Source organism: Nocardia sp. CA-128927, from assembly GCF_050955855.1.
In the GTDB taxonomy this organism is placed as follows: domain Bacteria; phylum Actinomycetota; class Actinomycetes; order Mycobacteriales; family Mycobacteriaceae; genus Nocardia.
The window spans coordinates 1,789,076-1,814,643 of record NZ_CP192087.1 but is presented as its reverse complement, the minus strand read 5'-3'; the positions used below and the strand labels follow the sequence as shown (position 1 = coordinate 1,814,643).

Below are 25,568 nucleotides of genomic sequence, written 5' to 3'. Positions count from 1 at the left end.
CTTGACATCTCGTCCCGCCGATAGGACGAATGCGCCGCGCTCCGGCAGCCCGAGCAGCAGAATGTGGTCTATGACTGCCTTGGATCAGGAAGCCCTCGACTGGCTCGTCCAGTTCGGGGCACAGGCTCGCAACGACGAGCAGACCCAGCAGCTGGTCGACCTGGTAGACGGCAAGATCAACGAGGTCAACGCGCAGCTGCCCGGCGACGCCGAACTCGCCGAGATGCTGCACGCGGCGACCCGCTCGCACTGGCGCAGCTTCCTCGCCATGGTGAGCAGGGAGGTGTTCGAGGTGCACCCGCCCGCGGAGGTGCTCGCGCTGTCGCGCACGGTCGCCCGGCGCGGGTTCGGCATCGATGTGGTGATGCGGACCTACCGGGTCGGGCAGGCCATGCTCTGGCAGTTCATCACCGATTTCCTGAACAAGGCGATCGAGGACGACCAGCTGCGCAGCGCGGTCCTGCTGCTGTTCTGGGATCGGGTGCTCGAGTGGACCGACACCTGTGTGGAGGCGTCCGTCGCGGTCTATACCGACGAGCGGGAGCAGTGGCAGCGCGGCGCGCTGGCCCGGCGATTCGGCCTCGCGGGTTCGCTGCTGCGCGGCGACACCGTCGACATCGATCACGCCGAGACCCAGCTCGGCCATTCGCTGCGCAGGCAGCAGACCGCGATCGTGCTGTGGGCCGACGAGTCGGCGACCACCCCGGACCCGGTGCGCACGCTGGAGAAGTTCGGCAACGACATCGCCGCGCTGCTCGACGCGCCACGACCGCTGATGCTCTCGTCCGGTGTCCGCGGTATGTGGGCCTGGATCGCCACAGCGGGCGTACCCGACCTCACGGCCCTGCCCGCGGTCGGGCAGCCGGGCCTGCATGCCGCCATCGGCTCGTCCGCGCCGGACATCGCCGGATTCCGGCAGAGTCATCGCGAGGCGCTCGCCGCGCAGCGGGTGGCGATCGCCACCGATTACGCGCCGACGGTAATCCGTTACGCCGACGTCGAATTGGTTTGTCTCACCACCGGCGACGGCAGCGTCGAGGCGATGCGCGTCATGGCGGCAAGGGAATTGGGCGCATTGATGAGCACCGACGACACCACCGCCCGATTGCGCGAAACACTGCTCGCCTACTTGGCCAGTGGCCGCAACGCACCGGCCACCGCACAGCAATTGAACGTGCACCCCAACACCGTTCGCTATCGCATCAACCAATCCGAGGAATTGCTCGGCCATTCCATCGAGGAACGCGCGACCTATATCGAATTGGCGCTGCGCTGTGCGCAGACTTATGGCGACAAAATCCTTACCCCGCAACCGGACCGAGCCATCGCCTGAGTGGTGGAAACACGCCACTCCCCCACGATGTCCGCTCATCCGTCGATATCGGCCAGGAAGCTTTGCACCAGCGCGGTGACGACGCCGGGTTGCTCCAGAACGCAGCAGTGCCCGGCATTCTCGATCACCTCGAACCGCGCCTTGGGAATCAGTTCGGTGAGCCGCCACGCCTCCGCGATCGGGGTGACCGCATCATCGGCGCCGACCGCGACCAAGGTCGGCGCGGTGATGCCGGTGACCTCACGATCGGCCGTGGCACGATCGAGCACCCCGCGGATCGCCTTCCGGGTGCCCACTCTGTCGACGCGATCGAGCCGCTCGGCCCATTCATCGATGGTGGCCGCGGCGGCGGGGTCGGCGAGGAACGCGGGCCCGAACAGCAGTCGCGCGACCTTGCCGCGGACCGCGTCGACACCGAAAAGCCTTACCGCCCAGGCGAGTCGGGTGTATCTGCCGATCTTGCTCGGATCCTCGGGGCCCGCGCTGGTGTCCAGCAGGGTGAGTGAGCGCAGCAGTTCGCCGTGCCGGGCGGCGACGCGTTGCCCGACGAAGCCACCCATGCCGATGCCGACCCAGTGCACCGGTGCGAGATGCAGTGCCCGGATCAGCCCGACCGCGTCGGCGGTCAGCGTGTCCATGTCGTAGCCGTCCAGGGTGGGCTGGGTGCCGCCCTGTCCGCGCCAGTCGATGGCGATGCAGCGGTAGTGCTCGCGCAGCACGTCGATCTGCGCGCGGAACATCCAGCTGCCGAACAGGAGACTGTGCCCGAAAACGATGACGGGACTATCGGATCGGCCGTTCGGGTCGCCGGTGTCGGTGTAGCCGATCGGTACGCCGTGCACATCGATCGTTCGAATGATCGTGGAGAGCATCATCATCGGTGCACCCGCGGCCCGGCCGCTTGTTCGGAGCGAGAGAGGTGGTCGGTGGTGCGAACGATGGCGAGCGTGAACAAGAGGGGCTCCTCGGGGATGGCCTCGACCGAAAACCGGGATAGCGCACCTATGAGCGTGCCAGCGGAGGGGCCTCCGGCGCTTGGCCCAGCCGCCAACGCGGGCACGGTGAGTTGTTTCCGAGCACAACCGGACATCACCTGGTCGCGTCCCGATCGGCATTCATTCTGTGCAATGTGCACAGTCGAGGACTCAATAAATTAGTACTTTGCCTCTGGACCTGTGCCCAGTTCTAGCATTTGCTGTTACGTAGCCTTACAGACATTCTGGTGGGTTACGCGCGGCGCGTCACACTTAGGCGCGCGGTCGTGGCCGGAATACTTTCTGCGCCCGACAGATCCATTCATTGGATCTCATCAGCACCGCTCACCAGCGAAAGAAGCTCAATGAATACCGTCGTACCCGGAAAGATCGGGCGATTCCGCTATGCGGCCTTCATCGCCCTGATCGCCACTTCCATTCAAATAGCTGTTGGAATACCGGCAATTGCGGCACCGGCCGAGCAAAATCCTCCTGCGCAGCAGGTTCCGGTGCAACCCCCGCTACCGTTCCCGGTTCCGCCTTCCCCGCCAGAACTCGATCCGGGATTCTATGCACCGCCCGCGGACCTCGTTGCGTCGAAGAAGCCCGGCGAAATCATCGCGGCGCGCGAGGTCCATCTGGCGTTCAATTCGGTCATTCCGTTCAATATCGACGCCTGGCAGCTGTCGTTCCGCTCGACCAACACCAGGGACGAGCCGATCGCCGCCGTCACCACGCTGATGAAGCCGCGCGGCGACAACGGTGGCGCGCCGCGCCCGCTGCTGTCGTATCAGTTCCCGCAGGACTCGAACGCGCAGTACTGTGCGCCATCCTATGTGCTGCAACAAGCTTCGGTGCCGGGCGATATCACCGGCCAGTTCGACATCCCGTTCGAGTTCGTGCTACCGCTGACCGCGCTCGGCGCGGGCTGGGCGGTGGCGATGCCGGACCATGAGGGACCGAACTCCGCCTTCGGCGTCGGCCCGCTCGGCGCTCGCATCACCCTCGACGGCATCAGGGCGGCGGAGAACTTCGAGCCGATGGGCCTCCAATCGCAGACCAAGGTGGGCTTGGCCGGGTACTCCGGCGGCGCGATCACCACCGGGCACACCGCCGAACTGGCCGCATCCTACGCACCGGAACTCAACATCGTCGGTGCGTCCGAAGGTGGCGTCCCCGCCGACATCAAGGCGATGTACAAAATGGCCAGCGGCAATCTCGGCGCCGGGCTGATTCTCTCGGGGCTACTGGGGGTCGCGCAGGAATATCCAGATCTGGCCGCTTACAACCAGCAGCACATGAACCCGCTCGGCAAGGCTTTGACTCCGGTCAAGAACTCGGTGTGCCTGTACTCCGCCGCCCTATTCCCGTTCATGAATCTCGAGGGCGGCCTCTATGACTCGCCCGACCCACTGGACGATCCTGTCCCCGCCAAGGTGTTCGACACGCTCCGGATGGGTCATTCGGTGCCTTCGATACCGATGTTCATCTTCAACTCCAACCCCGACTGGATCGCGCCGGTCGGCCCGGTCAACACGCTGGTCGACGAGTACTGCCGAGACCCCAAGGCCCAAGTCCACTACACCCGTGACCACTTCAGTGAACACATCACACTGGAGATCGACAGTATGGCGCGGGTACTGCTGTGGCTGAAGGACAGGTTCGACGGCGTCCCCGCCGAGCCGGGCTGCTCTATCCACGACGAGGGATCCATGACGCTCGATCCCGCGAGTTGGCCGATCTGGCTGCAAGGCGCAGGCACGCTGCTCGCAGGGCTGCTGCAGCGGCCCATCGGCAGCCGCTAGCTGGTCGGGGCGACGCAATATTCCGTCGCCATCCAGGGCTGACCGTGCCACGGTCATGGGATGACCGAGCAGCGGACGGACGCAACCGTCCACGACATCGTCGCGTCGGCCGGGACGACCGGCGCGACGATCGGCATTGCCGTTGGCGCGCTGGCAGTTTCGACGTCGGGGGTGCTCATCGCGCTGGCGGACGCGCCGACCGAGGTGTCGACGTTCTACCGCTGCGCGTTGGCATTGCCGGTGCTCGCGGTGTTCGCCTGGCTGGAGAGTCGACGCAACGGTCTGCTCGACGCTCGCGAGTGGGGCTTCGCGCTGCTGCGCGGGTTTCCGTCGACGCTGGCCATCGACGGTGTGGCACTCGGCTGGATCGCGCTCACCGCACTCACCAACGGGGTGATCGGCTGGCTGCTCGTCGCCAGGTACTCGCCACACGTGCCCAGTGCGCTCGGCGCGGCACTGCTGCTCCTGACGCCGGTCGGCTCGCTGCTGCTCGGTGCGCTGATCCTCGACGAGCGGCCCGCGCCGGTCCAAATCATCGGCTGCGCAGTGATTCTCGCCGTCGCCTACGGTGCCTCGACCGTCAGAAGAGGGTCATCGGGTCGGTAGGCGCGGGTTCGGGGAGTGGCTCCAGCTCGGGGACCCGCGCCGCCACCTCGTCGTGGAAACGGCGCGCGAGCGACACGCCTCGGGCGTTGTCCGGAGTGTGGATGAAGACGGTGGGTGAGCGGCCTTCGCGCAGCCAGTCGGCGACGATGCCGAGCCACGGCTGCCAGCCCTCGACCGTGCGCTCGGTCGAGTCGCGGCCGTGGTATCTGACGATCGGGAACTCGGTGAGCGCGCGGGTCCGGCGCGGCAGCCGCGGCTTCTTCGAATACGCCTCCTGCTCGGCGGCGGTGACCGGGAGCCCGTCGAAAAGTGTTGTGGTGTCGAAAGGTACCCACTCGGCCCCGACGCGACCGAGCACGCTTTCCAGTTGCCTGGCGGCCTGTTCGTTCTCGAAGAACGCGGGATGCCGGACCTCGACGGCCGAGCGGTAGGGCTGCGGCAGCCGCCGCAGAAACAGCGCGAGCGCGCCGAGATCGTTCGGCCCGAACGAGCCGGGCAACTGCACCCACAGCGCGTGCGCCCGCGGGCCGAGCGGCTCGATCGCCGACAGAAACGCGCGCATCTCCTCGTCGACGCCGGTCAGCCTGCGTTCATGGGTGATCGACTTGTGCAGCTTCACCACGAACCGGAAATCGGGCGCGGTCTGCGCGGCCCACGACTCGACAGTGCGCCGCGCCGGTATCGCATAGAAGGTGGTGTTGCCCTCGACGGCGTTGCATCGATCGGCGTAGGCCGCCAGCCGATCCCCCGAAGCCGGTTGCCAGTCCTGCCATGCCGCGTGCGTCCACATCGCACAGCCCACGTGAAGCCGCATGCCAGCGACGGTAGTACAGCGTCGACGCGGTCCTCGAGCGCGCTCCGGGTTCCACCGCCGCGCGGGTGGGAATGAATGCGTGGGTCCGGTGGTAGAACAAAACATGCAACTTGACGACGAGGCCCGCGCGCTCATCGGGGCCGGTGCCGACGCGACGCTGGTCACCATCAACCCCGACGGCAGCCCGCAGGTGAGCGTGGTGTGGGTGGCGCTGCAATCGACACCGGACGGCGACGAGCTGGTCACCGCTCACCTCGGCGAATACAAGAAGGTGCGCAATGTCCGCCGCGACGGCCGGGTCGCGATGACGATCCTCGCCGCCGAACGCGGCGAAATCATGCGACCGTACCTCTCGGTCACTGGCACCGCCCGCATCGTCGAGGGCGGCGCCCCCGAACTCCTCGCCGAACTGGCCGAGACGCTGGCCAGCCCCGGGGCCGGCTTCCCGCCCGCCGACGCACCGCCCGGCCTGCTGACCCGCATCCGCATCGAGAAGGTCGGCGGCATCGGCCCGTGGGCCTCCTGACCCACCGCTGAACGGCGCATGCACGAAGGGGCGATCCTGTCGACGGAATGTGACGTTGTACCGGGCAGACGGGGAACCACCGCCGAATACTCGTTCGGCTGCTTACAGTTTCGATAACGCCGTTGCGGGCACCCGGCTACTGCGGGGTGCCCGCGCAACGTACCGATTCTGAGGAGATCCTCCGTCGTGGTCCGTCCAGACAACTTCACACGTTCCCCCAAAGTACCCACGAGCAGCACCGCCCGAACCGGCCCCACCGTCGTGTGGCCCGACCCCAGCCCGCTGGCCTCGTGGTGGCAGCAGGTGATGCAGGCCGGGTCCAGCGAGCGCACCGTCGCCCTCGAGGCCGTCTGATGACCGAAGGCGAGACCTGGGTGCGTGGCACCGTCCGGTGGTTCGACACCGAGAAGGGCTTCGGCTTCCTCGAGGCCGCGGAGTATCCGGACGGCGTCTTCGTGGAGTACTCCAGCATCGACTCCCCCGGCTTCAAGACCCTCATCACGGGACAGGCGGTGGTGTTCACCTGTGAGCTGCGCCCACGCGGCGTCGAGGCCGTCGCGGTGCGGCCCGTGGCGCTGTTAGCCAAGGCCGCCGCGTAATCAAGCGATGGTGAGCACCTCGGCACCGATCGCCACCAACGCGGACACGATGTCCGGGTACGCGCGCAGGTGCGGGGTCAGCGCGAGGTCGTTCAGCATCGACTGCGCGGCTTGGACTCTCATCCGTGCCGGGATCGGGTCCCAGTCGGGGTGCAGTCGGCGCAGCAGGTGTACCCACTCGGCGATGTAGGCACGCTGCGCGACCTTGGTGCGCTGCCGGTCCGCGTCGGGCAGGTGTCTGGCCTCCGAGACGAGCGTCTGCATGAGATAGGGATTCTCGAAGACGAAGGCGCCGTACCCGGCGAGCAGGCGTTCGAGTCCGTCGCGCGGATCGGTGGCCTGCACGAGAGCCCGATTCATGTCGATGCGCAGCCATTCGTCGCCACGGACTATGGCCGCCATGAGAATGTCCACTTTCCCAGGGAAGTGGTTGTAGACGCTGGGACCGGCAATGCCGACGGCGGCACCGATTTCGTCCATGCTGACGCTCATGAAGCCACGTTCGGCGAACAATGTGGTCGCCTCGGTGAGAATCGCCTCACGTCGCGAGCGCGCGGCGAGCGGCGCCTGCGCGATCTGCCGATCCCGCGGCTCCCCCAGCGCCGGTTTCGGCGCGGTCATCACCGCGGCGATGAATTCGCCGAGCAGCGTGGTGAATTCGGGCTCGGGCAGCGAAAGACTTTGGAAAGACACGCTATTGGCGACCGCCAAGGATCCCCAGGAGAGCAGATCGGCCGCCGCCGGATCCAGTTCCGGTCGGCGGGCGGCGATGATCTCGGCGAGGCGGGCGCCGATCTGCCTGGCCTGGCTGCGAAAAGCGGCCCGATCGTCGTCGGACAGATGACGGGCTTCGCGCCGCCACAGCACCCCCACATCGCGGCGGGCCAGCACGGTCGCGGCCAATGTGCCCGCGATGTCGTCGGGTTCGCGGGCCGCTGCGTCGACCGCGGCGGCGAACGCCGCCAACGCCTCGTCGACCACCGTGGCCAGCAGGCTCTGCTTGCCGCGGAAATGCCGGTACAGCGCGGACGGCCCGATGGCCACCGCCTCGGCGACCTCACCCATGCCGACATTCGCGTATCCGTTGCGGCAGAAGAGCTCCGCGGCAGCGGCGACGATCAGTGCACGCCGGTTCGCCGGCCTGGTGCCACGGGCCGGACGGACCAAGCCCGGCCCGTTCACCATTCGATATCGCTCCCTCAGGAAACTTGACTGTCGCTGGGATCCCAGTACTTCTTGCGAAGTTCGCGCTTGAGGATCTTACCGGCGCCCGACATCGGCAACGCGTCGGTGAACTCCACCGTGCGCGGCGCCTTGTACCCGGCGATCAGCTCTTTACAGTGCGCACGCAGCTCCTCGTCGGTGGCCTGCGTGCCGGGCAGCAGCACCACCACGGCGTGCACCCGCTCGCCCCATTCGCGTTCCGGCACCCCGATCACCGCGCACGCGGCCACCGCGGCATGGGCCGCGAGGGCGTTCTCCACCTCGGCCGAATACACGTTCTCGCCGCCGGTGATGATCATGTCCTTGATCCGGTCGACGATGAACACGTAGCCGTTCTCGTCCATCCGGCCGCCGTCACCGGTGTGCATCCAGCCGCCGCGCACGGCGACCGCGGTGTCCTCCGGCCGATTCCAGTAGCCGAGCATCACGCTGTCGCCGCGCACGACGACCTCGCCGACCTCGCCGCGCGGCACCTCGTTGTCGTCGGGGTCGACGATGCGCACCTCGACATGCGGGGTGGCGCGGCCCGCCGAGCGCCGCAGCGCCGGATTGTTGTGATCGGCGGGCGACAACAGCGTGGCGACCGGCGACAGCTCGGTCATGCCGTATGCCTGGGTGAATCCCGCTGCGGGAAAGACCTTTCGGGCTCGGCCGAGCACCGCCTCGGAGATCGGCGAGGCACCGTAGGTCACCGTGTCCACCGCACTGAGATCGAAGTCCGCGACGGCCGGATCGTCGACGAGCATCTGAATCATGGTGGGCACCAACAGCACATTGGTGACACCGTGCTCGCTGATCGCCCGCATGACACCGGCCGGGGTGAACATCGGCACGATCACGTGCGTGCCGTTGACCAGATTGCCCGCCGTCAGCATGGCGATATCCGCGAGATGGAACATCGGCGCCGCATGCAGCACGATGCCGCCCCGCGTGACGAATTCGCCGCCCGCGATGCTGCCGAGCGCGGACAGGATCAGGTTGTCGTGGCTGAGCATCACGCCTTTGGGATGCCCGGTGGTGCCGCCGGTGTAGAAGACACCGGCCAGGGTGTCGCCGCCGGTCCTGGTGTCCTCGATCGGCGCATGCTCGGCGATGAGCGTCTCATAGTGCAGTACGTCGGCGGGTGGTTCGCCGTCACCGCAGAAGATCACCGCGGTCAACTCCGGAAACTGTTGCCGCAGTGTGGGAATCACGGCGGCGAAAGCGTCGTCCACTAGCAGCACCCTGGTGTCGGATTCGCGCAGCGAGTACACGATCTCCGCTGGACTCCAGCGAATGTTCACCGGGTTGACCGCGGCCCCGATCCATGGCACCGCATACAGATACTCGTAGTAGCGATCGGAATTCAGCGCCAGCATGCCGACCCGGTCGCCCGGCCGGACACCCAGTGCGGCCAGCGCACCGGCGAATCGCGCTATGCGATCGGCCGATTCGGCCACGGTGCGCACCCGATCGCCGTAGATCGTCAACGGACGATCCGGGTTCTGCTGCAGATTGCGGTGCAGGGATTGGGTTACATACATTGCGGTCCCTGGTTCCTAGATGTTGAAGCCACCGCCACAGACCAGGGTCTGCGCGCTGACGTAGTCGGACTCGGGCAGGCAGAGCAGGTACACCGCACCGGCGGCCTCGGCCGGTGTGCCACCGCGGCCCAGCGGGATCATCTGTTCCATCGCGGCCAGCAGGTTCGGGTTCACGCCGACCTTGATCTCCTTGCCCTGCACGTCGATGGTGCCCGCGGGCGCCTCGGTGAGCCGGGTCTTGATCAGGCCGAACGCGACCGCGTTCACGGTGACGTTGTAGCGGCCCCACTCCTTGGCGAGCGCCTTGGTGAGGCCGAGCACGCCCGCCTTGCCGGACGAGTAATTCGCCTGTCCCGCATTGCCTCCGGTGCCCGCCATCGAGGAGATGTTGACGACCTTGCGGCACGGCACCGGCTCGCCCGCGTCCTTGGCCTGCTTCACGGCCGCCGAGATCACCGGCTGCGCGGCCCGCAGGATCCGGAACGGCGCCTTGAGGTGCACGTCGAGGATGGCGTCCCACTGCTCGTCGGTCATCTTCTGGATGACCGAATCCCAGGTGTAGCCCGCGTTGTTGATGATGATGTCCAGCCCGCCGAACTCGTCTACGGCGGTCTGCACGAAGCGTTCGGCGAAGCCGTCCTCGGTGACGCTGCCGACGCACGAAACCGCCTGCCCGCCCGCGGCTTCGACCGCTGCGACGGTCTCCTTGGCGGGTTCGGCGTCGAGATCGTTCACCACGACCTTCGCGCCCTCGCTGGCCAGTTTCAGCGCGATCTCGCGGCCGATGCCGCGTCCCGAGCCGGAGACAATGGCGACCTTGCCATCCAGAGTTCCCATGTGCTGCATGTCCTTTCAGAAGGCGACGACGGCGTCGCCGGTGAGTGTGACGGTGCCGTCGGCGAGGGTGACGGCGAGGTCCAGGGTGGCCCGGCGTTCGCCGTCCACGGTGTCGATCGAGACGACCCGGCCGGTCGCGGTGGGTTGGGCGTGCACCGGCGTGATGGCGGCGAAACGCACCCGGTAGCTCCGGATAGCCTGTGGGGCAACCCAGTCGGTGAGCAGTCGGCCGAGGTAGGCCATCGACAGCATGCCGTGTGCGAAGACGTCGTCCAGCCCGGCGGACTTCGCCACATCGATGTCGATGTGCATCGGGTTGTGGTCGCCGGACGCACCGGCGAACAGCGCCAATGTGGTTCGGGAGATCGGCGTGATACGCAGCGGCGGCAACTCGGTGCCGATCTCGACGGATGCGATGCCGGTCATTTCGCTGCCTCCGGGTTGCGCACGACGATCACGGATTTCAGCTCGGCGACGAGGGTGCCGTCGGCACGGGTGACGGTGGAGGTCTTCTCGATGAAGTCCAGCGCGCCGCCCTTCTTGCTGTAGACGTTGCCGATGGTGGGCGTGGCAGTGAGTACGTCGCCCGCCACCGCGGTGGCGTGATAGGTGAACGACTGCTCGCCGTGCAGTATCCGGCGCAGGTCGACACCGAGGTCGGCGAGCCAGCTGAACGAGCCCGGGTTGTCGAGTTCGATGCCGAACAGGAAGGTCGGCGGCACCGGGAGATTCGAGTAACCCGCTGCCTTCGCGGCGTCGAGGTCGGTGAAGATCGGGTTGCGCTCGCCGATCGCCGCGGCGAAGAACCGCAGCCGTCCGGCATCCACGGTCAAGGTGCTCGGCGGCAACTGTTTGCCGATTACGCTCTGGTCCAGGGGCATTCGGTCAGCTCACCTTCTCGTACAGGGTCACCACGGCCGCGCCGCCGAGCCCGATGTTGTGCTGCAGGGCGAGTTTCAGGTCGTCCGTCACCTGGCGCCCCTCGGCCTGCCCACGCAGCTGCCACACCAATTCGGCGCACTGGGCCAGTCCGGTCGCGCCGAGCGGATGCCCCTTGGACAGCAGCCCGCCGGACGGATTCGTCACCACGCGACCGCCGTAGGTGTTGTCGCCGTCGTTGACGAACTTCTCCGCCGTGCCCTCCGGGGTGAGCCCGAGCGCCTCGTAGGTGAGCAGCTCGTTGGCGGTGAAGCAGTCGTGCAACTCGACCACGCGAATGTCCTCGGGCGAAACACCCGACGCTTCGTAAACCTGTTGTGCCGCAGCCTTGGAAATGTCGTAGCCGACGATCTTCGTCATGTCCTTCTCGGTGAAGGTCGACGGGAAGTCGGTGGTCATCGCCTGCGCCCTGATCACGATCGAGGGATCGATTCCGTTGGCCTCGGCGAAGTCCTCGCTGACGATGACCGCCGCGGCCGCGCCACAGGTGGGCGGGCAGCACTGCAGCCGGGTCAGCGGGCCGTAGATGTGCGGCGAGGCAAGCACTTCCGCCACCGTGACCGGATCCTTGAACACCGCGTACGGATTGTTGGCGGCGTGCCGGCGCGACTTCACCGAGATCTTCGCGAAGGTCTCGGCCGAGGTGCCGTACTTCTCCGCGTACTGGCACCCGGCCCCGCCGAACATCTTTGCCGCGAAGGGAGATTCGTCGCGCTGCTGGATCTCGTCCATGACCTCGTCGAACCGCGCGAACGGACTCGGCCGGTCGGTGTAACCCATGGCCAGCGCCCCGCGCTGCATCTGTTCGAAGCCGACGGCGAGAACCGCTTCGGCGGCACCGGATTCGACCGCCTGGCGCGCGAGGAAGAGCGCCGACGATCCGGTCGAGCAGTTGTTGTTGACGTTGATCACCGGGATGCCGGTCTGCCCGAGCCCGTAGATCACCGCCTGCCCGCAGGTCGAGTCGCCGTACACATACCCGGCGTAGGCCTGCTGCATCTTGACGTATTCGACCCCGGCGTCGAGCAGCGCGGCCCGCGCCGCACCGGTGCCCATGACGTCGTAGGTCTCGCTGCGGCTGGGTGTGGTGAACGGAATCATTCCCACACCGGCGACGACGGCGCGTCTGCTCATCTCGTTCCCATCAACGGCGACTAGTAGATATTCACTTATTGAACATCACGTCGTCGGTAGCTGGAAGAGCATTCGACAGAGACGCAGGTCAGTGACCTGGATTACACTATGGGAGATTCACTTACACGAGAGGCGTCGACGACCCATCCCCGATAACGACGCGAGCCCCCGCATCTCCTCGAGAGATGCGGGGGCTCGCGTCATGTCCGGCGTCAGGCGTGCGGCGGATTGGCCTCCCCGACAGCAGACCCGGAGCCGTCTTCGGCTCTACTGAATACCGGCTGATGATGTACGTCACTGCTCTCGGCAGGCGTATACACCTGAATGGGAATGGTGTCATGGCTGAACAGCCCGGACCCTTGCCCGCTTTCCTGACTCATTCGTCGAGCCTCCTCCGATCGGCCGCGAATAGCCAATCCCCCCTATTCAACCCCTTCCGCCCGTAGAACCGCGCATGATCCCGCTCCACTGGGATGTTGTCGTGTCCCGGCGCGCACGTTCCGGCGCAGCCATGTCCCGTTGTTCTGGCGTCCGCCTGCTGTTGCCGTGGCGGTATCCGAGGCGCTGGTACCGTCGAGGCAAGAATCATTGTCGGCCATTTCTTCGGCCGACCATCGAACTCGGTTCACCAGAGCAACGCCGATCACGACACGCGTCGGCGGCCCGACTGGGCTTCCCTGCGCCTGCGCAGCCGATCGATCCGAAGAGGACCAATGGCTATCACCGATATTGCCGTGTACACGCACCTGAGCAAGGAAGACATCGAGGCACTCGGCACCGAACTCGACGCGATCCATCGTGACGTCAGCGAATCGCTCGGCGGCCGCGACGCCGCCTACATCCGGCGCACCATTCGATTCCAGCGGGCGCTCGACATCGCGGCCCGGCTGCTCATCGCGGTGAATCGGAACAAGGCCACCTGGCTACTCGGCACGGCGGGGCTGGCCGCCGCCAAGTGCATCGAGAACATGGAGATCGGGCACAACGTCTCGCACGGCCAATGGGATTGGATGAACGACCCGGAGATCCACTCCAGCACCTGGGAATGGGACATGGTCGGGCTGTCTTCCCAGTGGCGATACTCGCACAACTTCCGCCACCACGTCTACACCAATGTCATCGACATGGACGACGACATCGGCTTCGGCGTAATGCGGGTGACCAGGGATCAGCAGTGGGAGCCGAGCCATCTGCTGCAGCCGCTGCAAAACCTGCTGCTGGCCACCACCTTCGAGTGGGGCATCGGCCTGCACGGCCTGTACGCGGACCGCGACCGTTTCGAGACGAAGGCCGAAAAGGCCACTGTGACAAAGGCTTTTCTGAAGAAGATCTCCCGCCAGGCGATCAAGGACTACGTGCTGTTCCCGGCGCTGAGCGGAAAACGCTGGCGCCGCGCCCTGGCCGCGAACGTCACCGCCAACGTCGTGCGCAATGCCTGGACGTACGTGGTCATCTTCTGCGGCCACTTCCCCGACGGCGCGGAGAAGTTCACCCCCGCCGCGCTCGAGGACGAGACGAAATCCGAGTGGTACCTGCGTCAGATGCTCGGCACCGCGAACTTCGACGCCGGGCCGACCCTCGCCTTCGCCAGCGGAAACCTGTGCTACCAGATCGAACACCACCTGTTCCCGGACCTGCCGAGCAATCGCTACGCCGAGATCGCGGTACGGGTTCGCGCCCTGTGCGACAAGTACGACCTCCCCTACACCAGCGGGCCACTGCTGCGGCAGTACCTGCTCACCATGCGGACCATCCACAAGCTGGCGGTGCCCGATCGCTTCCTGATCGCCACCTCCGATGATGCGCCGGAGACCGCCTCGGAGCGCAAGTTCCAGACCGGTGCCGCTCTGGCCGTCGCCGAAATCTCGGGCGCGACAACGGGTTTGCGTACCGCGCTGCACAACGGTCGCTTGCGGCTGGAGCTGGAAGCGGGCCTCAAGGGTGGCCGGTTGCGCCGTAACGCGCAGCGGGTGCGTTCGAATATCGCAGGCTCGCTTCGTCGGCCGGTCGCCAGCGCCGGATAGTCGTCAGCGCGCCTGGGCCTCGTCCCGTCGCCGCTTCGAGCGCAACCAACCGAACGTCAATTGCACTGCGCGCTGCCAGTTCTCGTACTCGTCCGCGCGCAGGACCGGGTCCATCTGCGGCATCCACTGCGCGGCCAGCCGCCAGTTGTTGCGCAGGCCCTCCAGGTCCGGCCAGTAGCCGACCGCGAGCCCGGCCGCGTAAGCCGCACCGAGCGAGACGGTTTCGGCGTTGAACGGACGCATGACCGGGACGTCGAGCACGTCGGCGACGATCTGCATGAGCAGGTTGTCGGAGGTCATGCCGCCGTCGACGCGCAGCGCGCGGGCCTGTAAACCGGAGTCGGCGTTCATCGCGTCGACCACCTCACGGGTCTGCCACGCGGTCGCCTCCAGAACCGCGCGGGCGATGTGCCCCTTGGTGATATAGGATGTCAGACCGGCGATGAGGCCACGCGCGTCGCTGCGCCAATGTGGGGCGTACAGCCCGGAGAACGCGGGCACGATATAGCAGCCGCCGTTGTCTTGCACTGTGCGAGCGAGGGTTTCGATCTCGGGCGCGCTGGCGACCAGGCCGATGTTGTCGCGCACCCACTGCACCAATGAGCCGGTGACCGCGATCGGGCCCTCCAGCGCGTACACTGGCTTCTCGTCGCCGATCTGGTAGCCGATGGTGGTGAGCAGACCGTGCGAGGACTGCACCAGCTCGCGGCCGGTGTTCATCATGAGGAAGCCGCCGGTGCCGTAGGTGCACTTGGTTTCCCCACGCGCGAAACAGGTTTGGCCGAACAGCGCGGCGTGCTGGTCACCGAGGGCCGCGGCGATCGGGATGCCCGGCACGACGCGACGGGTCGTGCCGTAGGACGCGGTCGAGGGCTGGATCTGCGGCAGCATCGCCGCGGGGATGCCGAAGAAGCTCAGCAGTTCCGCGTCCCAGGCGAGGGTGGCCAGGTTCATCAGCAGCGTGCGGCTGGCGTTGGTGACATCGGTGAGATGCAGGCCACCGTCGACCCCGCCGGTCAGATTCCAGATCAGCCAGGTCTCCATGGTGCCGAACAGCACCTCGCCGCGTTCGGCCCGATCGCGCAGGCCCGGAATGGTATCAAGCAGCCAGCGCAGCCGCGGCGCGGCGAAGTAGGTGGCGAGCGGCAGCCCGCTCAGCTCCCGAATCCGGTGCGCGCCAGGCCTTTCCTCGAATTCGCGGACCAGCTCCTCGGTGCGCACGTCCTGCCAGACGATGGCCCGCCGGATCGGCGCGCCGGTCCGGCGATCCCACACCACCGTGGTCTCGCGCTGGTTCGCAATGCCGAAAGCCGCAACCTGATCGGCGCTGATGCCGGAGTCGCGCAGGGCCTGCGGCACGATCCGGTCGACATTGCGCCAGATCTCCATCGCGTCCTGCTCGATCCAGCCCGGCCGCGGATAGTGCTGCTTGTGCTCGCGTTGCGCGACGCCTACCAGGCGGGCGCGCTGATCGAACAGAATGCACCTGGTCGAGGTGGTGCCCTGATCGATTGCCAGCACGAAACGTTGCGTCATCCGCGTCCTCTCTTGCCATGAGTCAGTGGGTCAGTGTGCGGCGCCCAGATCCCGCGAGACCGCATGGGCGGCGTCGCGTACGTGCCCGACCAGGGCGGTTCGATGTCGTAATTGCGCGTCGCAGAGCCGGTCGACCGGTCCGCTGATGCCGATGGCGCCCACCACGAGTCCGCCGTGCGCGCGGATCGGCGCCGCGATGCCCGCCTCGCCCGGCCGATACTCCTCGGTGTCGCCCGCCCAGCCCACCTGCCGGACCGCGGCGAGGGCCCGGGTGAGCACCGCGCGGTCGACGATGGTGCGCCTGGTGAGCGAGGGCAGCCGGGCGCCGGGTAAGGCGGCCATGAGGTCGCCGTCATAGGCCAGCAGCACCTTGCCGAGCGCGGTCGCGTGCGGCGGCAGTAGCTCGCCGAGTTCGAGCGCCTGTTCGGTGTTGTCGGGCCGGAACACGTGGTGGACCACCACGACGCTGCCGTCCACCGGGGCGCCGATCCGGACGGATTCGCCTGTGCGCGCGGCCAATGCGTCGGCCCAGTTGATGGCGCGCGAGCGCAGCTCGTTGGCATCGAGGTAGCTGGTGCCGAGGTGCACCAGTGCCGCGCCGAGTTGGTACTTGCCGGTCGCCGGGTCCTGTTCGACGAAGCCGACACCTTGCAGGGTGCGCAGGATGCCGTGTGCGGTCGGTTTGGCGAGACCGAGCGCGCCCGCGATCTCGCCGACGCCGAGCTTGCCGGAGCCGCGGGCGAGCAGCCGCAGGATGGCCGCCGCTCGCTCGATCGACTGGATCGGACCGGGCATGTCCCGAAACTAGCCGCCGGATTCGACAATGTCGAACATGCGGTGAACAAAGAGCAACACCCCCGGCGTCCAGTGTGACGTGCGTCATGCCCGCTTCCTCGGCCGCCCGACAGTAGCGGCAGCAGCCGGGGGCAGCCAGGCCCACCGTTCAGCATTGTCGAACGCACCCTATGTCCGGGTTCGCAACCCCGTCGTAACGTCGGACTTCGCAGGGTCGCGTCCGCGACCGCGGGCGAACGGAGGCTCAACGGTGAACTTCGGCTCGATCTTCCTGAGTGAAGCACTAGGCACGGCAATGCTGGTGTTACTCGGTGTCGGTGTAGTCGCGAACGTATTGCTGACCAAATCCAAGGGCTTCAACGGCGGCTGGCTGTTGATCAACTTCGGGTGGGGTCTCGGTGTGCTCGCCGGGGTATATGTCGCGTACAAGACGGGCGGTCATCTGAATCCCGCGTACACGATCGGCGTGCTGTTCAGCGGCGCGGACGAGTACACACCCGGCGTCGCGATCACCGTCGCGACCACCCTCGCCTACATCCTCGGCCAGCTGGTCGGCGCGTTCGTCGGTGCGAACCTCGCCTATGTCGCCTACAAGCGGCACTTCGACGAGGAAACCGACGAGGAGAAGAAGCTCGGCGTGTTCGCCACCGGCCCCGCGATCCGCGGCCTGCCCTGGAACTTCGCCACCGAGGTGATCGCCACCTTCGCGCTGGTCATCGTGCTGCTGTCGATCGGCCACACCGCGACCGGACTCGGTCCGCTCGCCGCGGCGCTGCTGGTGGTCGGTATCGGTGCTTCGCTCGGCGGGCCGACCGGCTACGCCATCAACCCCGCCCGCGATCTCGGGCCCCGGCTGGCGCACGCGCTGCTGCCGGTGAACAAGGGTGCGGCGGTGCGGCCGGCGCGTACGCCCGCGACCGTCGGCGCAGGCTCGGCCGAACAGCTCGCCGACCCGGGCCCCACCGATCAGCCGGGTCGCAAGAACTCCGACTGGGGTTATGCCTGGGTGCCGATCGCCGGCCCGCTGCTCGGCGGCGCGCTCGCCGGGCTGGCCGCACAGGTCCTTTTCTGAATCTCCCTCTCTCGTAACAGTTTTCTCTGAAAGGACCACTCGTGAGCGAGCGCAGCGAGCGAACCGCAAATACAGCGCCCATGGGCATGACGGAGCCGAGCGTCAGCGAGGTGCAGTCATGAGCCAGTACGTCGGCGCCATCGACCAGGGCACCACCAGCACACGCTTCATGGTGTTCGATCACAGCGGCAACGAGGTCGCCCGCCACCAGCTCGAGCACCAGCAGATCCTGCCGCAGGCGGGCTGGGTGGAGCACGATCCGACCGAGATCTGGGAACGCACCCGCGCGGTCATCCAGAGCACCCTCACCAAGGCCGATCTGCAAGCGAGCGATCTGGCCGCGGTCGGCGTCACCAACCAGCGCGAGACCACCGTGGTGTGGAGCCGCCGGACCGGGCGTCCGTACTGCAACGCCATCGTCTGGCAGGACACCCGCACCGACCGCATCGCCGCCGAACTGGAGCGGGCCGGGCACGGGGACACCATTCGGCACAAGGCCGGATTGCCGCCCGCCACTTACTTTTCCGGCGGCAAGCTGCGCTGGATCCTGGACAACGTGCCCGGTGTCGCCGAGGCGGCCGAGCGGGGCGAGGCGATCTTCGGCAATACCGACAGCTGGCTGCTGTGGAACCTGACCGGCGGGGTGGACGGCGGGGTGCACGTCACCGATCCGACCAACGCCAGCCGCACCATGCTGATGAACCTGGAAACCTCCGATTGGGACGACGAACTGTTGTCCATCTTCGGCATTCCGCGGTCGATGCTGCCGGCCATCGCGCCGTCGTCGAACCCGGAGCTGTTCGGAAAGACCAGGGCCGACGGGCCTTTCGGCGGCGAGGTGCCGCTGTCCGGCGTGCTCGGCGACCAGCAGGCGGCCACGGTCGGCCAGGTGTGTTTCCGGCCCGGCGAGGCGAAGAACACCTACGGCACCGGAAACTTCCTGCTGCTCAACACCGGTCACGAGATCGTGCGGTCGCAGCACGGCCTGCTCACCACGGTCGCCTACCAGTTCGGCGACGAGAAGCCGGTGTACGCGCTGGAGGGTTCGATCGCGGTGACCGGCTCGGCCGTGCAGTGGCTGCGCGACCAGCTGGGCATCATTTCCGGTGCGTCGCAAAGCGAATCGCTGGCCAGGCAGGTCGAGGACAACGGCGGCGTGTACTTCGTGCCCGCGTTCTCCGGCTTGTTCGCGCCCTACTGGCGTTCCGACGCGCGCGGCGCGATCGTCGGGCTGTCCCGCTTCAGTACCAACGCCCATCTGGCGCGGGCGACGCTGGAATCCATTTGTTACCAGACCCGCGACGTCGTCGAGGCGATGCAGGCCGACTCCGGCGTGCAGCTCGACGTGCTGCGGGTGGACGGCGGCGTCACCGCCAACGAGCTGTGCATGCAGCTGCAGGCCGACTTCCTCGGCGTGCCGGTGTCGCGCCCGGTGGTCGCCGAGACCACCGCGCTCGGCGCCGCCTACGCGGCCGGCCTGGCGGTCGGATTCTGGAGCAGCACAGACGAACTCGTGCAGAACTGGCACGAGGACAAGCGCTGGAACCCCACCGGTACCGAGGAGCAACGCGCACGCGGCTACGCCCGCTGGCAGAAGGCCGTGACGCGCACCCTCGACTGGATCGACGTCGACGAGTAGCTCGCCGACGTACTGACTTACTACCGAACAAGGAGAATTTCATGTCCGCGAGATTGGATCCGATTTACCGCGCCGACGCGGTGAACGCCCTGGGCGACAACGAAATCGACGTGCTGGTGATCGGCGGCGGCGTAGTCGGCGCCGGTGCCGCCCTCGATGCCGCCTCGCGCGGCCTGAGCGTCACCCTGGTGGAAGCCAGGGACTTCGCGGCGGGCACGTCGAGCCGCTCCAGCAAGCTCATCCACGGTGGGCTGCGCTACCTCGAGCAGCTCGACTTCTGGTTGGTGCGTGAGGCTTTGAAGGAACGCGGGCTGCTGCTGAACAAGCTGGCGCCGCACCTGGTGCGCCCGGTGTCGTTCCTGCTGCCGCTCCAGCATCGGGTGTGGGAGCGCGCCTACATCGGTGCGGGCGTCGCCCTGTACGACACGATCGGCGGCGCACGGGCCCTGCCGATGCACCGGCACCTGTCCCGTACGCGCGCACTGGAATTGGCGCCCGCACTGCGCGAAGACTCGATGACCGGTGCCATTCGCTACTTCGACGCGCAGGTCGACGACGCGCGGCACACCATGACGATCGCGCGCACCGCGGCGCAGCACGGCGCGACCGTGCTCACCCGCACCAAGGTCACCGGGCTGCTGCGCGACGGCGACCGGGTGGTCGGCGCGCACGTCACCGATCTGGAGACCGGGCGCGAGTTCACCGTGCGCGCTCGCCGGGTGATCAGCGCGACCGGCGTGTGGACCGACGAGATGAACCGGATGACCGGCGTCGAATTCCCGTTCCACGTGCGCACTTCCAAGGGTGTGCACATCCTGGTGCCGCGCGAGCGGCTCGACCTGGACACCGGGCTGATCATGCGCACCGAGAAGAGCGTGCTGTTCGTGATCCCGTGGCACCAGCACTGGATCATCGGCACCACCGACACGGATTGGTCGCTGGACAAGGATCATCCGGCCGCCAGCAACGCCGACGTGCAGTACATCCTCGATCATGTCAACGCGGTGCTGCGCGAGCCGCTGACCCGCGACGACATCGTCGGCACCTATGCCGGGCTGCGGCCGCTGGTGTCCGGTGCGTCCAGTGACACCGCGAAGCTGTCGCGCGAACACGCGGTGGCAGAACCGGTTCCGGGTCTGTTCGTGATCGCGGGCGGCAAGTACACCACCTACCGGGTGATGGCGGCCGACGTGGTGGACGCCGCGGTGGCGGGCCTCGGTCGCGCCGTCGCGCCGTCGGTGACCGACAAGCTGCCGCTGCTGGGCGCGGTCGGCTACCAGGAGATGGCCGCCGATCTCGACAGCCTCGCGCAGCGCGCCGGACTGCCGAAGGCCACCGTGGAGCACCTGCTCGGCCGCTATGGTTCCGCGGTGCACGACCTGTTCGAGCTGATCGCCGAGGATCCCGCGCTGGGCGAGCCGCTGGCGGGCGCCGAGGAGTACCTCGCCGCCGAGGTCGTCTACGCGGTAACCCACGAGGGCGCACTGCATCTCGACGATGTGCTCACCCGCCGCACCCGCATCTCCATCGAGGCGTCGGACCGCGGCCTGATCGCCGCACCCGAGGTGGCCTTCCTGATCGGCGCCCGGCTCGGCTGGGACGCCGCCGACGCCGAGCGCGAGCTCACCCGCTACCGGGACCGCGTCGAAGCCGAACTGGCCGCCAACAAGGCCGCCGACGACGAGGCCGCGAACGCCGCCCGCCTGGTCGCTGTCGCCTGACCCCGCGGCCCCCAGCGAGCTCGAACCTGTTTCAGCCCTGCTGTTTCGGCTGAACTTCGAGCTCGCCGGGTGCCCGGACGGTCAGATACCCTTGCCGCGCAAGCGGTGAGCTCGGCACAGTTGGGCGCTGTCCCCTACTGATCGCGCAGGTGCAGCAGCCCGGCGGCGGTCGGCCGGAAGCGACAGGATTCGAGGTAGAAGGGGCGTAGGTGTTCCTCGAAGTCGACGTGCAGCCAGGTGCAGCCTGCTCGGCGGGCCGCTTCGGCGGCGCGCCGGACGAGCTCGGTACCGATTCCGGCATGTCGGTGGCCGGGGCGCACCTTGGGGTCGAGCAGAAAGACATCCCAGGAGCTTGAATGTCAAGCAGCGGACTGCTGAGCTGGGTCGGGCCAGGCTGTGGTCTCGTTGTAGAGGGTTCCGGTTTTGAGGCAGCCGTGCAGGATCCCGACGAGTCGGTTGGCGAGCTGGCGTAGCGCGGCGTAGTGACCGACACCGCGGGCTCGCTGACGGTCGTAGTAGTCGCGGGCGCCCCGGGACCACATCAGCGCGGATTGCGCCTGGGTGGTGAGGGCGTCGATGAGCCGGTCGTTGTGTACGAACCGGGCCAGGGCGACCTTCTTCTTGCCCGACGCGCGGGTGATCGGGGAGGTGCCCGCGTAGTTCTTGCGGGCTTTGGCGCTGCGGTAGCGGTCGGGGTCGTCACCGAACTCTGCGAGCACCCGGGCACCGAGGACCTGTCCCAAACCGGGCTGGGACGCGATGATCTCAGCGGCCGGGTGCTGCCCAAAATGCGCCTCGACCTGCCCCTGCAACGTCTTGATCTGGGTGTTGAGGACAGTCAGGACCGCCAGCAGCGCCTGGACCGAGGCTGCGTAGGCCTGCGCCACGACCTCGGGCTGGCCGAGCTGCTCGCTGCGCAGTGCGGCCGCAATAGCGGTGGCTTTGTCGGCGACGTTGCGGCGGCGCGCCCGCTTCAACGCGGCACTGATCTGGGGGATCGTGAGCCGGGCCGCCGCAGCTGGGGTGGGTGCTTTGGCGAGCAGTTCCAGGGTGTCGGCGGCGTCGAGGTCGTCGAACGCGGCCAGCGCGGCGGGGAAGTAGTCACGCAGAGCGTGACGCAACCGCTGGGTGTGGCGAGTTCGGTCCCAGATCATCGTCTTGTGAGCACGGGCCACCACCTTCACGGCCTCGGCTCGCGCGGAATCCCCAGCGACAGGTCGCAATTCGTGGGAATGGGTGCGGACCATATCCGCCAGCACGTGAGCGTCACCAGCGTCGCTTTTGGCACCCGAGACTCCCAGCCGGTCCCGAAACCTGGCCGCCTGCAATGGATTCACCGCCAGTACCGTGTATCCGGCGGCGACCAGCGCCCCGACCCAGGGACCGCGGTCGGTCTCGATCCCGACCAGGACCTCGACCTCGTCGGCGTCGTCGACCAGGCCGCCGAGGATCGCGTGCAGTCTCGCCATTCCGGCGACGCCCTCGGGCACGCGCGTTTTGGCCAGGCGGCGCCCGGCGGTGTCCATCACCTCCACGTCGTGGTGGTCTTCAGCCCAGTCATCTCCTACGAACAGTCGCAACAATCCTCCAATTGCTAATGCCGATCACCGTCGAGCAGCCAGCAGGAGAACCATCAGCGACCTAATCAAGCAGTGCTCACGCCCATTCGGGCGGGCACGACATCCCAGCAGCGATCAACTCTCCCGGCCTACCGGCAGGGGCACGGTCTTTCTCCAGGACTCGAAGTCCAGGGTGCGAAAGTGCTCACCTACCGGCCGGCTACTACCAGGAGTGTGCCGGATAGCTCACTCCCAGAACTGATTAGGCGTGCTCGGCGCCATCCCAGGCAGTGTTGACGAATCCGACCAGCACGCCACCGAAACGAGCAGTGCCCCAGCCCAGGCTGTGCGGGCGGACTCGATCCCACCAGCCCACCTCTGCGTTGCCATCGTGGGACAACGTCAATTCGACAACCTCGTCGTCGGTGAGTTCACCTCGCCACTGATAGTCGATGCCCATGCCGCGCTTCAGTTCCGTCCAGTTGAAAGTCCCAGATGAGCATGGCCGGTACACCGGCGCCTGCGGCTCCTCCAACCCGAGCAGGTAGGCCAGCGGATGTTCGTAGACCATGGGCGGTGAGGTTACGGAGCGGTCTGTTCGTGAGCCACCGATTTTCGGAGCCGGGCGTTGACCTCAACCCTTGTTCAGGGTGCAGCATGCTGGGTATGACTCGATCCGCCGATTTCTGGAATTCCGCCTACGACAACGACATCGCGCCGTGGGTGATCGATGAACCACAGCCCGCGATCGTCGCGCTGGAGCGCGACGGTTGGATTCAGGGGCGGGTGCTCGACATCGGTTGCGGAGCAGGGGAACACACGATCCTGCTGACCAAGCTCGGGTATGACGTGCTCGGTATCGACCTGGCTGCCAGCGCGGTCGCGTTCGCGCGCAGAAATGCTGCCGCGCAAGGGGTTCCGGCCGCTCGGTTCGATGTGGGCGACGCCATCGCCCTCGGCGATGCCGGTACGCCGCCGGTCTACGACACGATCGTGGACAGCGCGCTGTTCCACATCTTCGGTACCGAGCCCGACGCGCGCGCGGCGTATGTGCGCAGCCTGCACGCACTGTGCAAGCCGGGCGGGCTGGTCGACATCCTCGCACTGTCCGACGATGGACCCGGATTCGGACCGCAGATCAGCGACTCGTTGATCCGCGAATCATTCACCGACGGTTGGGAATTGGAGGATCTCCAGTCCACCCGCTATCGCGGCCGAGTCACCGCGGGCGCCCTCGAACAGCAGCCGGACCTCGGCGTGCCCGAGGGTAGTTCGATCAACGTCGCGGCGTGGCTGGCCCGGATTCGCCGCGTCTAGAGGTCCATGCCGCCGTGACCGTCCGGGGTCGACTCATCGGTCTCGAGCTCGGCCCCCTTCGGATGCTCGTCGGCATACGTTGCCTTGGCATGCTCTTCCGCGAAGTCGGCCTCGTCCTGCTGCGTTTCGGCCGTCGTCCGATCCTTCTCTGGTCCGCTCATGCCCGCCGGATACCCGTCCGCGATGCGAGCATGCAGATGCATGTCGTGCCAGCCGTCGGCGTGCAGCCCCGCGCTCCGCATGGTTCCTTCCAGTGCGTAGCCGAGCTTGGCGGCGACCCGGCAGGACGGCTGGTTCGCCACCGAGTGGGACAGCTGGAGTCGATGGAACCCGACATCGAAGGCCCACGTCGTCAGCGCGGCGACCGCGCGCGGCGTGACGGCTCGGCCGCGTGCGGCGGGCGCGGTCCAGTAGGCGACCTCGGCCTGCCCGCCCGCCAGCTCCAGGTCCTTCAACGCGGCTCGGCCGACCAGCCGCTCGCTGTCGGCATCGACGACCGCCCAATGCGCGCCGACGCCCGCACGCCACGTGCCGGCCCACCGTTCGATCCAATCGCAGACCTCGGCAACCGAGTTCGCGCTGCGGACATGCCAGCGCTGGATCGAGGGATCGCCGTACGCCTCGAAGACCGCGGGCGCGTCATCGGCCGTCCACGGCCGGAGCAGCAGCCCATCGCCGGTGACGAGGACGGGTTGCGCTGACTGCGTGAACCTTTCGGCGGCGACCAAGTCGTCCGTCAACACTGGCATGCGTCGATTCTTCCGACCTCGGCCCGCTCGACGCAAGAAACTTGCTCATGATCGGGCGGCTCCGCAGGGATGTCGCGCGTGCCGGATCGACGGCGAACCGGTCGGTCTAAATGATCTAGGGTCGAGGTATGGAGACGCTGGACGTGGCCGAGGCCGAGCGGGTTTCCGCCCTGTTGGCGGCGGAGGCCAATGCCGTCGCGTTGTTCGACGAGGTGGTCGCTCGCGGGATCATCGCACCGGGGGCGCGCGAATCCGAGGTCAGTGACGCGGTGCGCGATCTGGCCGACGAGATGTTCGGGACGCGACGGTATTGGCACAAGCGGATCGTGCGATCCGGGATCAACACACTCGAGCCGTACAGTTCGAACCCGCCGGATCGGATCATCGGCGCGGACGACATCTGCTTCCTGGACTTCGGGCCGATCTTCGCGGAATGGGAAGCCGACTTCGGTCGCACCTATGTGCTCGGCGACGATCCGGCCAAGCTGGCCTTGCGGGACGCGCTGGAGCCGCTCTGGGAGCAGGGGCGCGCCCACTTCGACGCGCATCCCGATATCACCGGGGAAGAGCTCTACACCTGGGTTACCAAGCAGGCGGCCGAGCAGGGGTGGGCGATGACGGCGGAGATCGCCGGGCATCTGGTCGGCGAGTTCCCGCACAAGCAGATCTCCGGCAGCGCGATCACCTCGTACGTCGCGGCGGGCTCGACCCCGCCGATGCGCCGCCTCGATCCCAAAGGCCGGATCTGCCATTGGATTCTGGAGATCCACCTGGTGGACCGGGCGAACAACATCGGCGGGTTCTTCGAACAGCTGCTCGATATCCGGCCCGCGGTGTAGTCG

At 67.2% G+C, this 25,568-nt stretch carries 26 protein-coding genes; 12 read left to right on the top strand and 14 right to left on the bottom strand.

Annotation, left to right across the window (positions count from 1 at the left end; translation table 11 throughout):
• Positions 1-70: 70 nt before the first annotated feature.
• Positions 71-1,333 (top strand): PucR family transcriptional regulator, encoded by a 1,263-nt coding sequence (locus ACQPW1_RS08530; protein WP_433662183.1) that lies wholly within the window; start codon positions 71-73, stop codon positions 1,331-1,333.
• Between the two features lie 35 nt (positions 1,334-1,368).
• On the opposite strand, the gene ACQPW1_RS08525 is transcribed toward ACQPW1_RS08530, so the two are convergent.
• On the bottom strand, positions 1,369-2,211 hold the full coding sequence (locus ACQPW1_RS08525) for an alpha/beta fold hydrolase (RefSeq protein ID WP_433662182.1): 843 nt from the start codon (positions 2,209-2,211) through the stop codon (positions 1,369-1,371).
• A gap of 461 nt (positions 2,212-2,672) precedes the next feature.
• On the opposite strand from ACQPW1_RS08525, the gene ACQPW1_RS08520 reads away from it, so the two are divergent.
• Entirely contained in the window at positions 2,673-4,112 is a 1,440-nt protein-coding gene (locus ACQPW1_RS08520; protein WP_433662181.1) for a lipase family protein, read from the top strand.
• Between the two features lie 60 nt (positions 4,113-4,172).
• Complete coding sequence (locus ACQPW1_RS08515; RefSeq protein WP_433662180.1) at positions 4,173-4,718, top strand: EamA family transporter; 546 nt, start codon at positions 4,173-4,175, stop codon at positions 4,716-4,718.
• Here the strand turns inward: ACQPW1_RS08515 and ACQPW1_RS08510 are convergent.
• Complete coding sequence (locus ACQPW1_RS08510; RefSeq protein WP_433662179.1) at positions 4,693-5,532, bottom strand: DUF72 domain-containing protein; 840 nt, start codon at positions 5,530-5,532, stop codon at positions 4,693-4,695. The genes ACQPW1_RS08515 and ACQPW1_RS08510 overlap by 26 nt on opposite strands.
• A gap of 103 nt (positions 5,533-5,635) precedes the next feature.
• Between ACQPW1_RS08510 and ACQPW1_RS08505 the strand changes: the two genes are divergently transcribed.
• The 3 genes from ACQPW1_RS08505 to ACQPW1_RS08495 all read left to right on the top strand — a co-directional run bounded on the left by ACQPW1_RS08505 (position 5,636) and on the right by ACQPW1_RS08495 (position 6,657).
• Positions 5,636-6,058, top strand: a complete 423-nt coding sequence (locus tag ACQPW1_RS08505) for a PPOX class F420-dependent oxidoreductase (RefSeq protein ID WP_433662178.1) — start codon at positions 5,636-5,638, stop codon at positions 6,056-6,058.
• Positions 6,059-6,244: 186 nt separating this feature from the next.
• Positions 6,245-6,412: a hypothetical protein gene (locus ACQPW1_RS08500; protein WP_433662177.1), complete on the top strand. Its 168-nt coding sequence runs from the start codon at positions 6,245-6,247 to the stop codon at positions 6,410-6,412.
• Positions 6,412-6,657 (top strand): cold shock domain-containing protein, encoded by a 246-nt coding sequence (locus tag ACQPW1_RS08495; protein ID WP_433662176.1) that lies wholly within the window; start codon positions 6,412-6,414, stop codon positions 6,655-6,657. Before ACQPW1_RS08500 ends, ACQPW1_RS08495 begins: the two co-directional genes overlap by 1 nt.
• Here the strand turns inward: ACQPW1_RS08495 and ACQPW1_RS08490 are convergent, their stop codons facing one another.
• The 6 genes from ACQPW1_RS08490 to ACQPW1_RS08465 are packed head-to-tail and all read right to left on the bottom strand — an operon-like array spanning position 6,658 to position 12,314.
• Positions 6,658-7,842, bottom strand: a complete 1,185-nt coding sequence (locus ACQPW1_RS08490; protein WP_433662175.1) for a TetR/AcrR family transcriptional regulator — start codon at positions 7,840-7,842, stop codon at positions 6,658-6,660.
• Between the two features lie 14 nt (positions 7,843-7,856).
• Entirely contained in the window at positions 7,857-9,404 is a 1,548-nt protein-coding gene (locus ACQPW1_RS08485) for a long-chain-fatty-acid--CoA ligase (RefSeq protein WP_433662174.1), read from the bottom strand.
• A 15-nt stretch (positions 9,405-9,419) separates the two neighbouring features.
• Positions 9,420-10,241, bottom strand: a complete 822-nt coding sequence (locus tag ACQPW1_RS08480) for an SDR family NAD(P)-dependent oxidoreductase (RefSeq protein ID WP_433662173.1) — start codon at positions 10,239-10,241, stop codon at positions 9,420-9,422.
• A gap of 15 nt (positions 10,242-10,256) precedes the next feature.
• Positions 10,257-10,667 carry a MaoC/PaaZ C-terminal domain-containing protein gene (locus ACQPW1_RS08475; RefSeq protein ID WP_433662172.1) on the bottom strand — a complete coding sequence of 137 codons (411 nt, stop codon included), beginning with the start codon at positions 10,665-10,667 and terminating at the stop codon, positions 10,257-10,259.
• Positions 10,664-11,122 (bottom strand): MaoC family dehydratase N-terminal domain-containing protein, encoded by a 459-nt coding sequence (locus tag ACQPW1_RS08470; protein WP_433662171.1) that lies wholly within the window; start codon positions 11,120-11,122, stop codon positions 10,664-10,666. The genes ACQPW1_RS08475 and ACQPW1_RS08470 overlap by 4 nt, the downstream gene beginning before the upstream one ends.
• 4 nt (positions 11,123-11,126) lie before the next feature.
• The gene (locus ACQPW1_RS08465; protein WP_433662170.1) at positions 11,127-12,314 is read right to left on the bottom strand and encodes a lipid-transfer protein; all 1,188 of its coding nucleotides are present in this window, start codon (positions 12,312-12,314) and stop codon (positions 11,127-11,129) included.
• 713 nt (positions 12,315-13,027) lie between these two features.
• Between ACQPW1_RS08465 and ACQPW1_RS08460 the strand changes: the two genes are divergently transcribed.
• Entirely contained in the window at positions 13,028-14,338 is a 1,311-nt protein-coding gene (locus ACQPW1_RS08460) for a fatty acid desaturase family protein (protein WP_433662169.1), read from the top strand.
• Between the two features lie 3 nt (positions 14,339-14,341).
• Here the strand turns inward: ACQPW1_RS08460 and glpK (ACQPW1_RS08455) are convergent, their stop codons facing one another.
• Positions 14,342-15,874, bottom strand: a complete 1,533-nt coding sequence (glpK, locus tag ACQPW1_RS08455) for a glycerol kinase GlpK (protein ID WP_433662168.1) — start codon at positions 15,872-15,874, stop codon at positions 14,342-14,344.
• Positions 15,875-15,904: 30 nt separating this feature from the next.
• Positions 15,905-16,669 carry an IclR family transcriptional regulator gene (locus tag ACQPW1_RS08450; RefSeq protein ID WP_433662167.1) on the bottom strand — a complete coding sequence of 255 codons (765 nt, stop codon included), beginning with the start codon at positions 16,667-16,669 and terminating at the stop codon, positions 15,905-15,907.
• A gap of 250 nt (positions 16,670-16,919) precedes the next feature.
• On the opposite strand from ACQPW1_RS08450, the gene ACQPW1_RS08445 reads away from it, so the two are divergent.
• The 3 genes from ACQPW1_RS08445 (at position 16,920) to glpD (ending at position 21,101) form a co-directional block, all read left to right on the top strand.
• Positions 16,920-17,741 (top strand): MIP/aquaporin family protein, encoded by an 822-nt coding sequence (locus tag ACQPW1_RS08445; RefSeq protein ID WP_433662166.1) that lies wholly within the window; start codon positions 16,920-16,922, stop codon positions 17,739-17,741.
• A 118-nt stretch (positions 17,742-17,859) separates the two neighbouring features.
• Positions 17,860-19,380 carry a glycerol kinase GlpK gene (gene glpK, locus ACQPW1_RS08440; protein ID WP_433662165.1) on the top strand — a complete coding sequence of 507 codons (1,521 nt, stop codon included), beginning with the start codon at positions 17,860-17,862 and terminating at the stop codon, positions 19,378-19,380.
• Positions 19,381-19,421: 41 nt separating this feature from the next.
• The gene (gene glpD / locus ACQPW1_RS08435) at positions 19,422-21,101 is read left to right on the top strand and encodes a glycerol-3-phosphate dehydrogenase (protein WP_433662164.1); all 1,680 of its coding nucleotides are present in this window, start codon (positions 19,422-19,424) and stop codon (positions 21,099-21,101) included.
• Between the two features lie 134 nt (positions 21,102-21,235).
• Here glpD and ACQPW1_RS08430 read toward each other — a convergent pair whose 3' ends face one another.
• The 3 genes from ACQPW1_RS08430 to ACQPW1_RS08420 all read right to left on the bottom strand — a co-directional run bounded on the left by ACQPW1_RS08430 (position 21,236) and on the right by ACQPW1_RS08420 (position 23,231).
• Positions 21,236-21,421, bottom strand: coding sequence for a GNAT family N-acetyltransferase (locus tag ACQPW1_RS08430; RefSeq protein ID WP_433662163.1), 186 nt, complete (start codon positions 21,419-21,421; stop codon positions 21,236-21,238).
• Between the two features lie 39 nt (positions 21,422-21,460).
• Entirely contained in the window at positions 21,461-22,684 is a 1,224-nt protein-coding gene (locus ACQPW1_RS08425) for an IS110 family transposase (RefSeq protein ID WP_433654210.1), read from the bottom strand.
• Between the two features lie 238 nt (positions 22,685-22,922).
• On the bottom strand, positions 22,923-23,231 hold the full coding sequence (locus ACQPW1_RS08420) for a hypothetical protein (RefSeq protein ID WP_433662162.1): 309 nt from the start codon (positions 23,229-23,231) through the stop codon (positions 22,923-22,925).
• Between the two features lie 95 nt (positions 23,232-23,326).
• Here ACQPW1_RS08420 and ACQPW1_RS08415 point away from each other — a divergent pair, with 95 nt between their 5' ends.
• Positions 23,327-23,977, top strand: coding sequence for a class I SAM-dependent methyltransferase (locus ACQPW1_RS08415; RefSeq protein ID WP_433662161.1), 651 nt, complete (start codon positions 23,327-23,329; stop codon positions 23,975-23,977).
• On the opposite strand, the gene ACQPW1_RS08410 is transcribed toward ACQPW1_RS08415, so the two are convergent.
• Complete coding sequence (locus tag ACQPW1_RS08410) at positions 23,974-24,726, bottom strand: GNAT family N-acetyltransferase (protein WP_433662160.1); 753 nt, start codon at positions 24,724-24,726, stop codon at positions 23,974-23,976. The genes ACQPW1_RS08415 and ACQPW1_RS08410 overlap by 4 nt on opposite strands.
• A gap of 137 nt (positions 24,727-24,863) precedes the next feature.
• On the opposite strand from ACQPW1_RS08410, the gene ACQPW1_RS08405 reads away from it, so the two are divergent.
• Positions 24,864-25,565 carry a M24 family metallopeptidase gene (locus tag ACQPW1_RS08405; RefSeq protein WP_433665184.1) on the top strand — a complete coding sequence of 234 codons (702 nt, stop codon included), beginning with the start codon at positions 24,864-24,866 and terminating at the stop codon, positions 25,563-25,565.
• Positions 25,566-25,568 lie beyond the last annotated feature (3 nt).

Coding starts and splice junctions, on each gene's coding strand:
- ACQPW1_RS08530 (WP_433662183.1), top strand. CDS start 71: ATGACTGCCTTGGATCAGGAAGCCCTCGACTGGCTCGTCCAGTTCGGG.
- ACQPW1_RS08525 (WP_433662182.1), bottom strand. CDS start 2,211: ATGATGATGCTCTCCACGATCATTCGAACGATCGATGTGCACGGCGTA.
- ACQPW1_RS08520 (WP_433662181.1), top strand. CDS start 2,673: ATGAATACCGTCGTACCCGGAAAGATCGGGCGATTCCGCTATGCGGCC.
- ACQPW1_RS08515 (WP_433662180.1), top strand. CDS start 4,173: ATGACCGAGCAGCGGACGGACGCAACCGTCCACGACATCGTCGCGTCG.
- ACQPW1_RS08510 (WP_433662179.1), bottom strand. CDS start 5,532: ATGCGGCTTCACGTGGGCTGTGCGATGTGGACGCACGCGGCATGGCAG.
- ACQPW1_RS08505 (WP_433662178.1), top strand. CDS start 5,636: ATGCAACTTGACGACGAGGCCCGCGCGCTCATCGGGGCCGGTGCCGAC.
- ACQPW1_RS08495 (WP_433662176.1), top strand. CDS start 6,412: ATGACCGAAGGCGAGACCTGGGTGCGTGGCACCGTCCGGTGGTTCGAC.
- ACQPW1_RS08490 (WP_433662175.1), bottom strand. CDS start 7,842: ATGGTGAACGGGCCGGGCTTGGTCCGTCCGGCCCGTGGCACCAGGCCG.
- ACQPW1_RS08485 (WP_433662174.1), bottom strand. CDS start 9,404: ATGTATGTAACCCAATCCCTGCACCGCAATCTGCAGCAGAACCCGGAT.
- ACQPW1_RS08480 (WP_433662173.1), bottom strand. CDS start 10,241: ATGGGAACTCTGGATGGCAAGGTCGCCATTGTCTCCGGCTCGGGACGC.
- ACQPW1_RS08475 (WP_433662172.1), bottom strand. CDS start 10,667: ATGACCGGCATCGCATCCGTCGAGATCGGCACCGAGTTGCCGCCGCTG.
- ACQPW1_RS08470 (WP_433662171.1), bottom strand. CDS start 11,122: ATGCCCCTGGACCAGAGCGTAATCGGCAAACAGTTGCCGCCGAGCACC.
- ACQPW1_RS08465 (WP_433662170.1), bottom strand. CDS start 12,314: ATGAGCAGACGCGCCGTCGTCGCCGGTGTGGGAATGATTCCGTTCACC.
- ACQPW1_RS08460 (WP_433662169.1), top strand. CDS start 13,028: ATGGCTATCACCGATATTGCCGTGTACACGCACCTGAGCAAGGAAGAC.
- glpK (WP_433662168.1), bottom strand. CDS start 15,874: ATGACGCAACGTTTCGTGCTGGCAATCGATCAGGGCACCACCTCGACC.
- ACQPW1_RS08450 (WP_433662167.1), bottom strand. CDS start 16,669: ATGCCCGGTCCGATCCAGTCGATCGAGCGAGCGGCGGCCATCCTGCGG.
- glpK (WP_433662165.1), top strand. CDS start 17,860: ATGAGCCAGTACGTCGGCGCCATCGACCAGGGCACCACCAGCACACGC.
- glpD (WP_433662164.1), top strand. CDS start 19,422: ATGTCCGCGAGATTGGATCCGATTTACCGCGCCGACGCGGTGAACGCC.
- ACQPW1_RS08420 (WP_433662162.1), bottom strand. CDS start 23,231: ATGGTCTACGAACATCCGCTGGCCTACCTGCTCGGGTTGGAGGAGCCG.
- ACQPW1_RS08415 (WP_433662161.1), top strand. CDS start 23,327: ATGACTCGATCCGCCGATTTCTGGAATTCCGCCTACGACAACGACATC.
- ACQPW1_RS08410 (WP_433662160.1), bottom strand. CDS start 24,726: ATGCCAGTGTTGACGGACGACTTGGTCGCCGCCGAAAGGTTCACGCAG.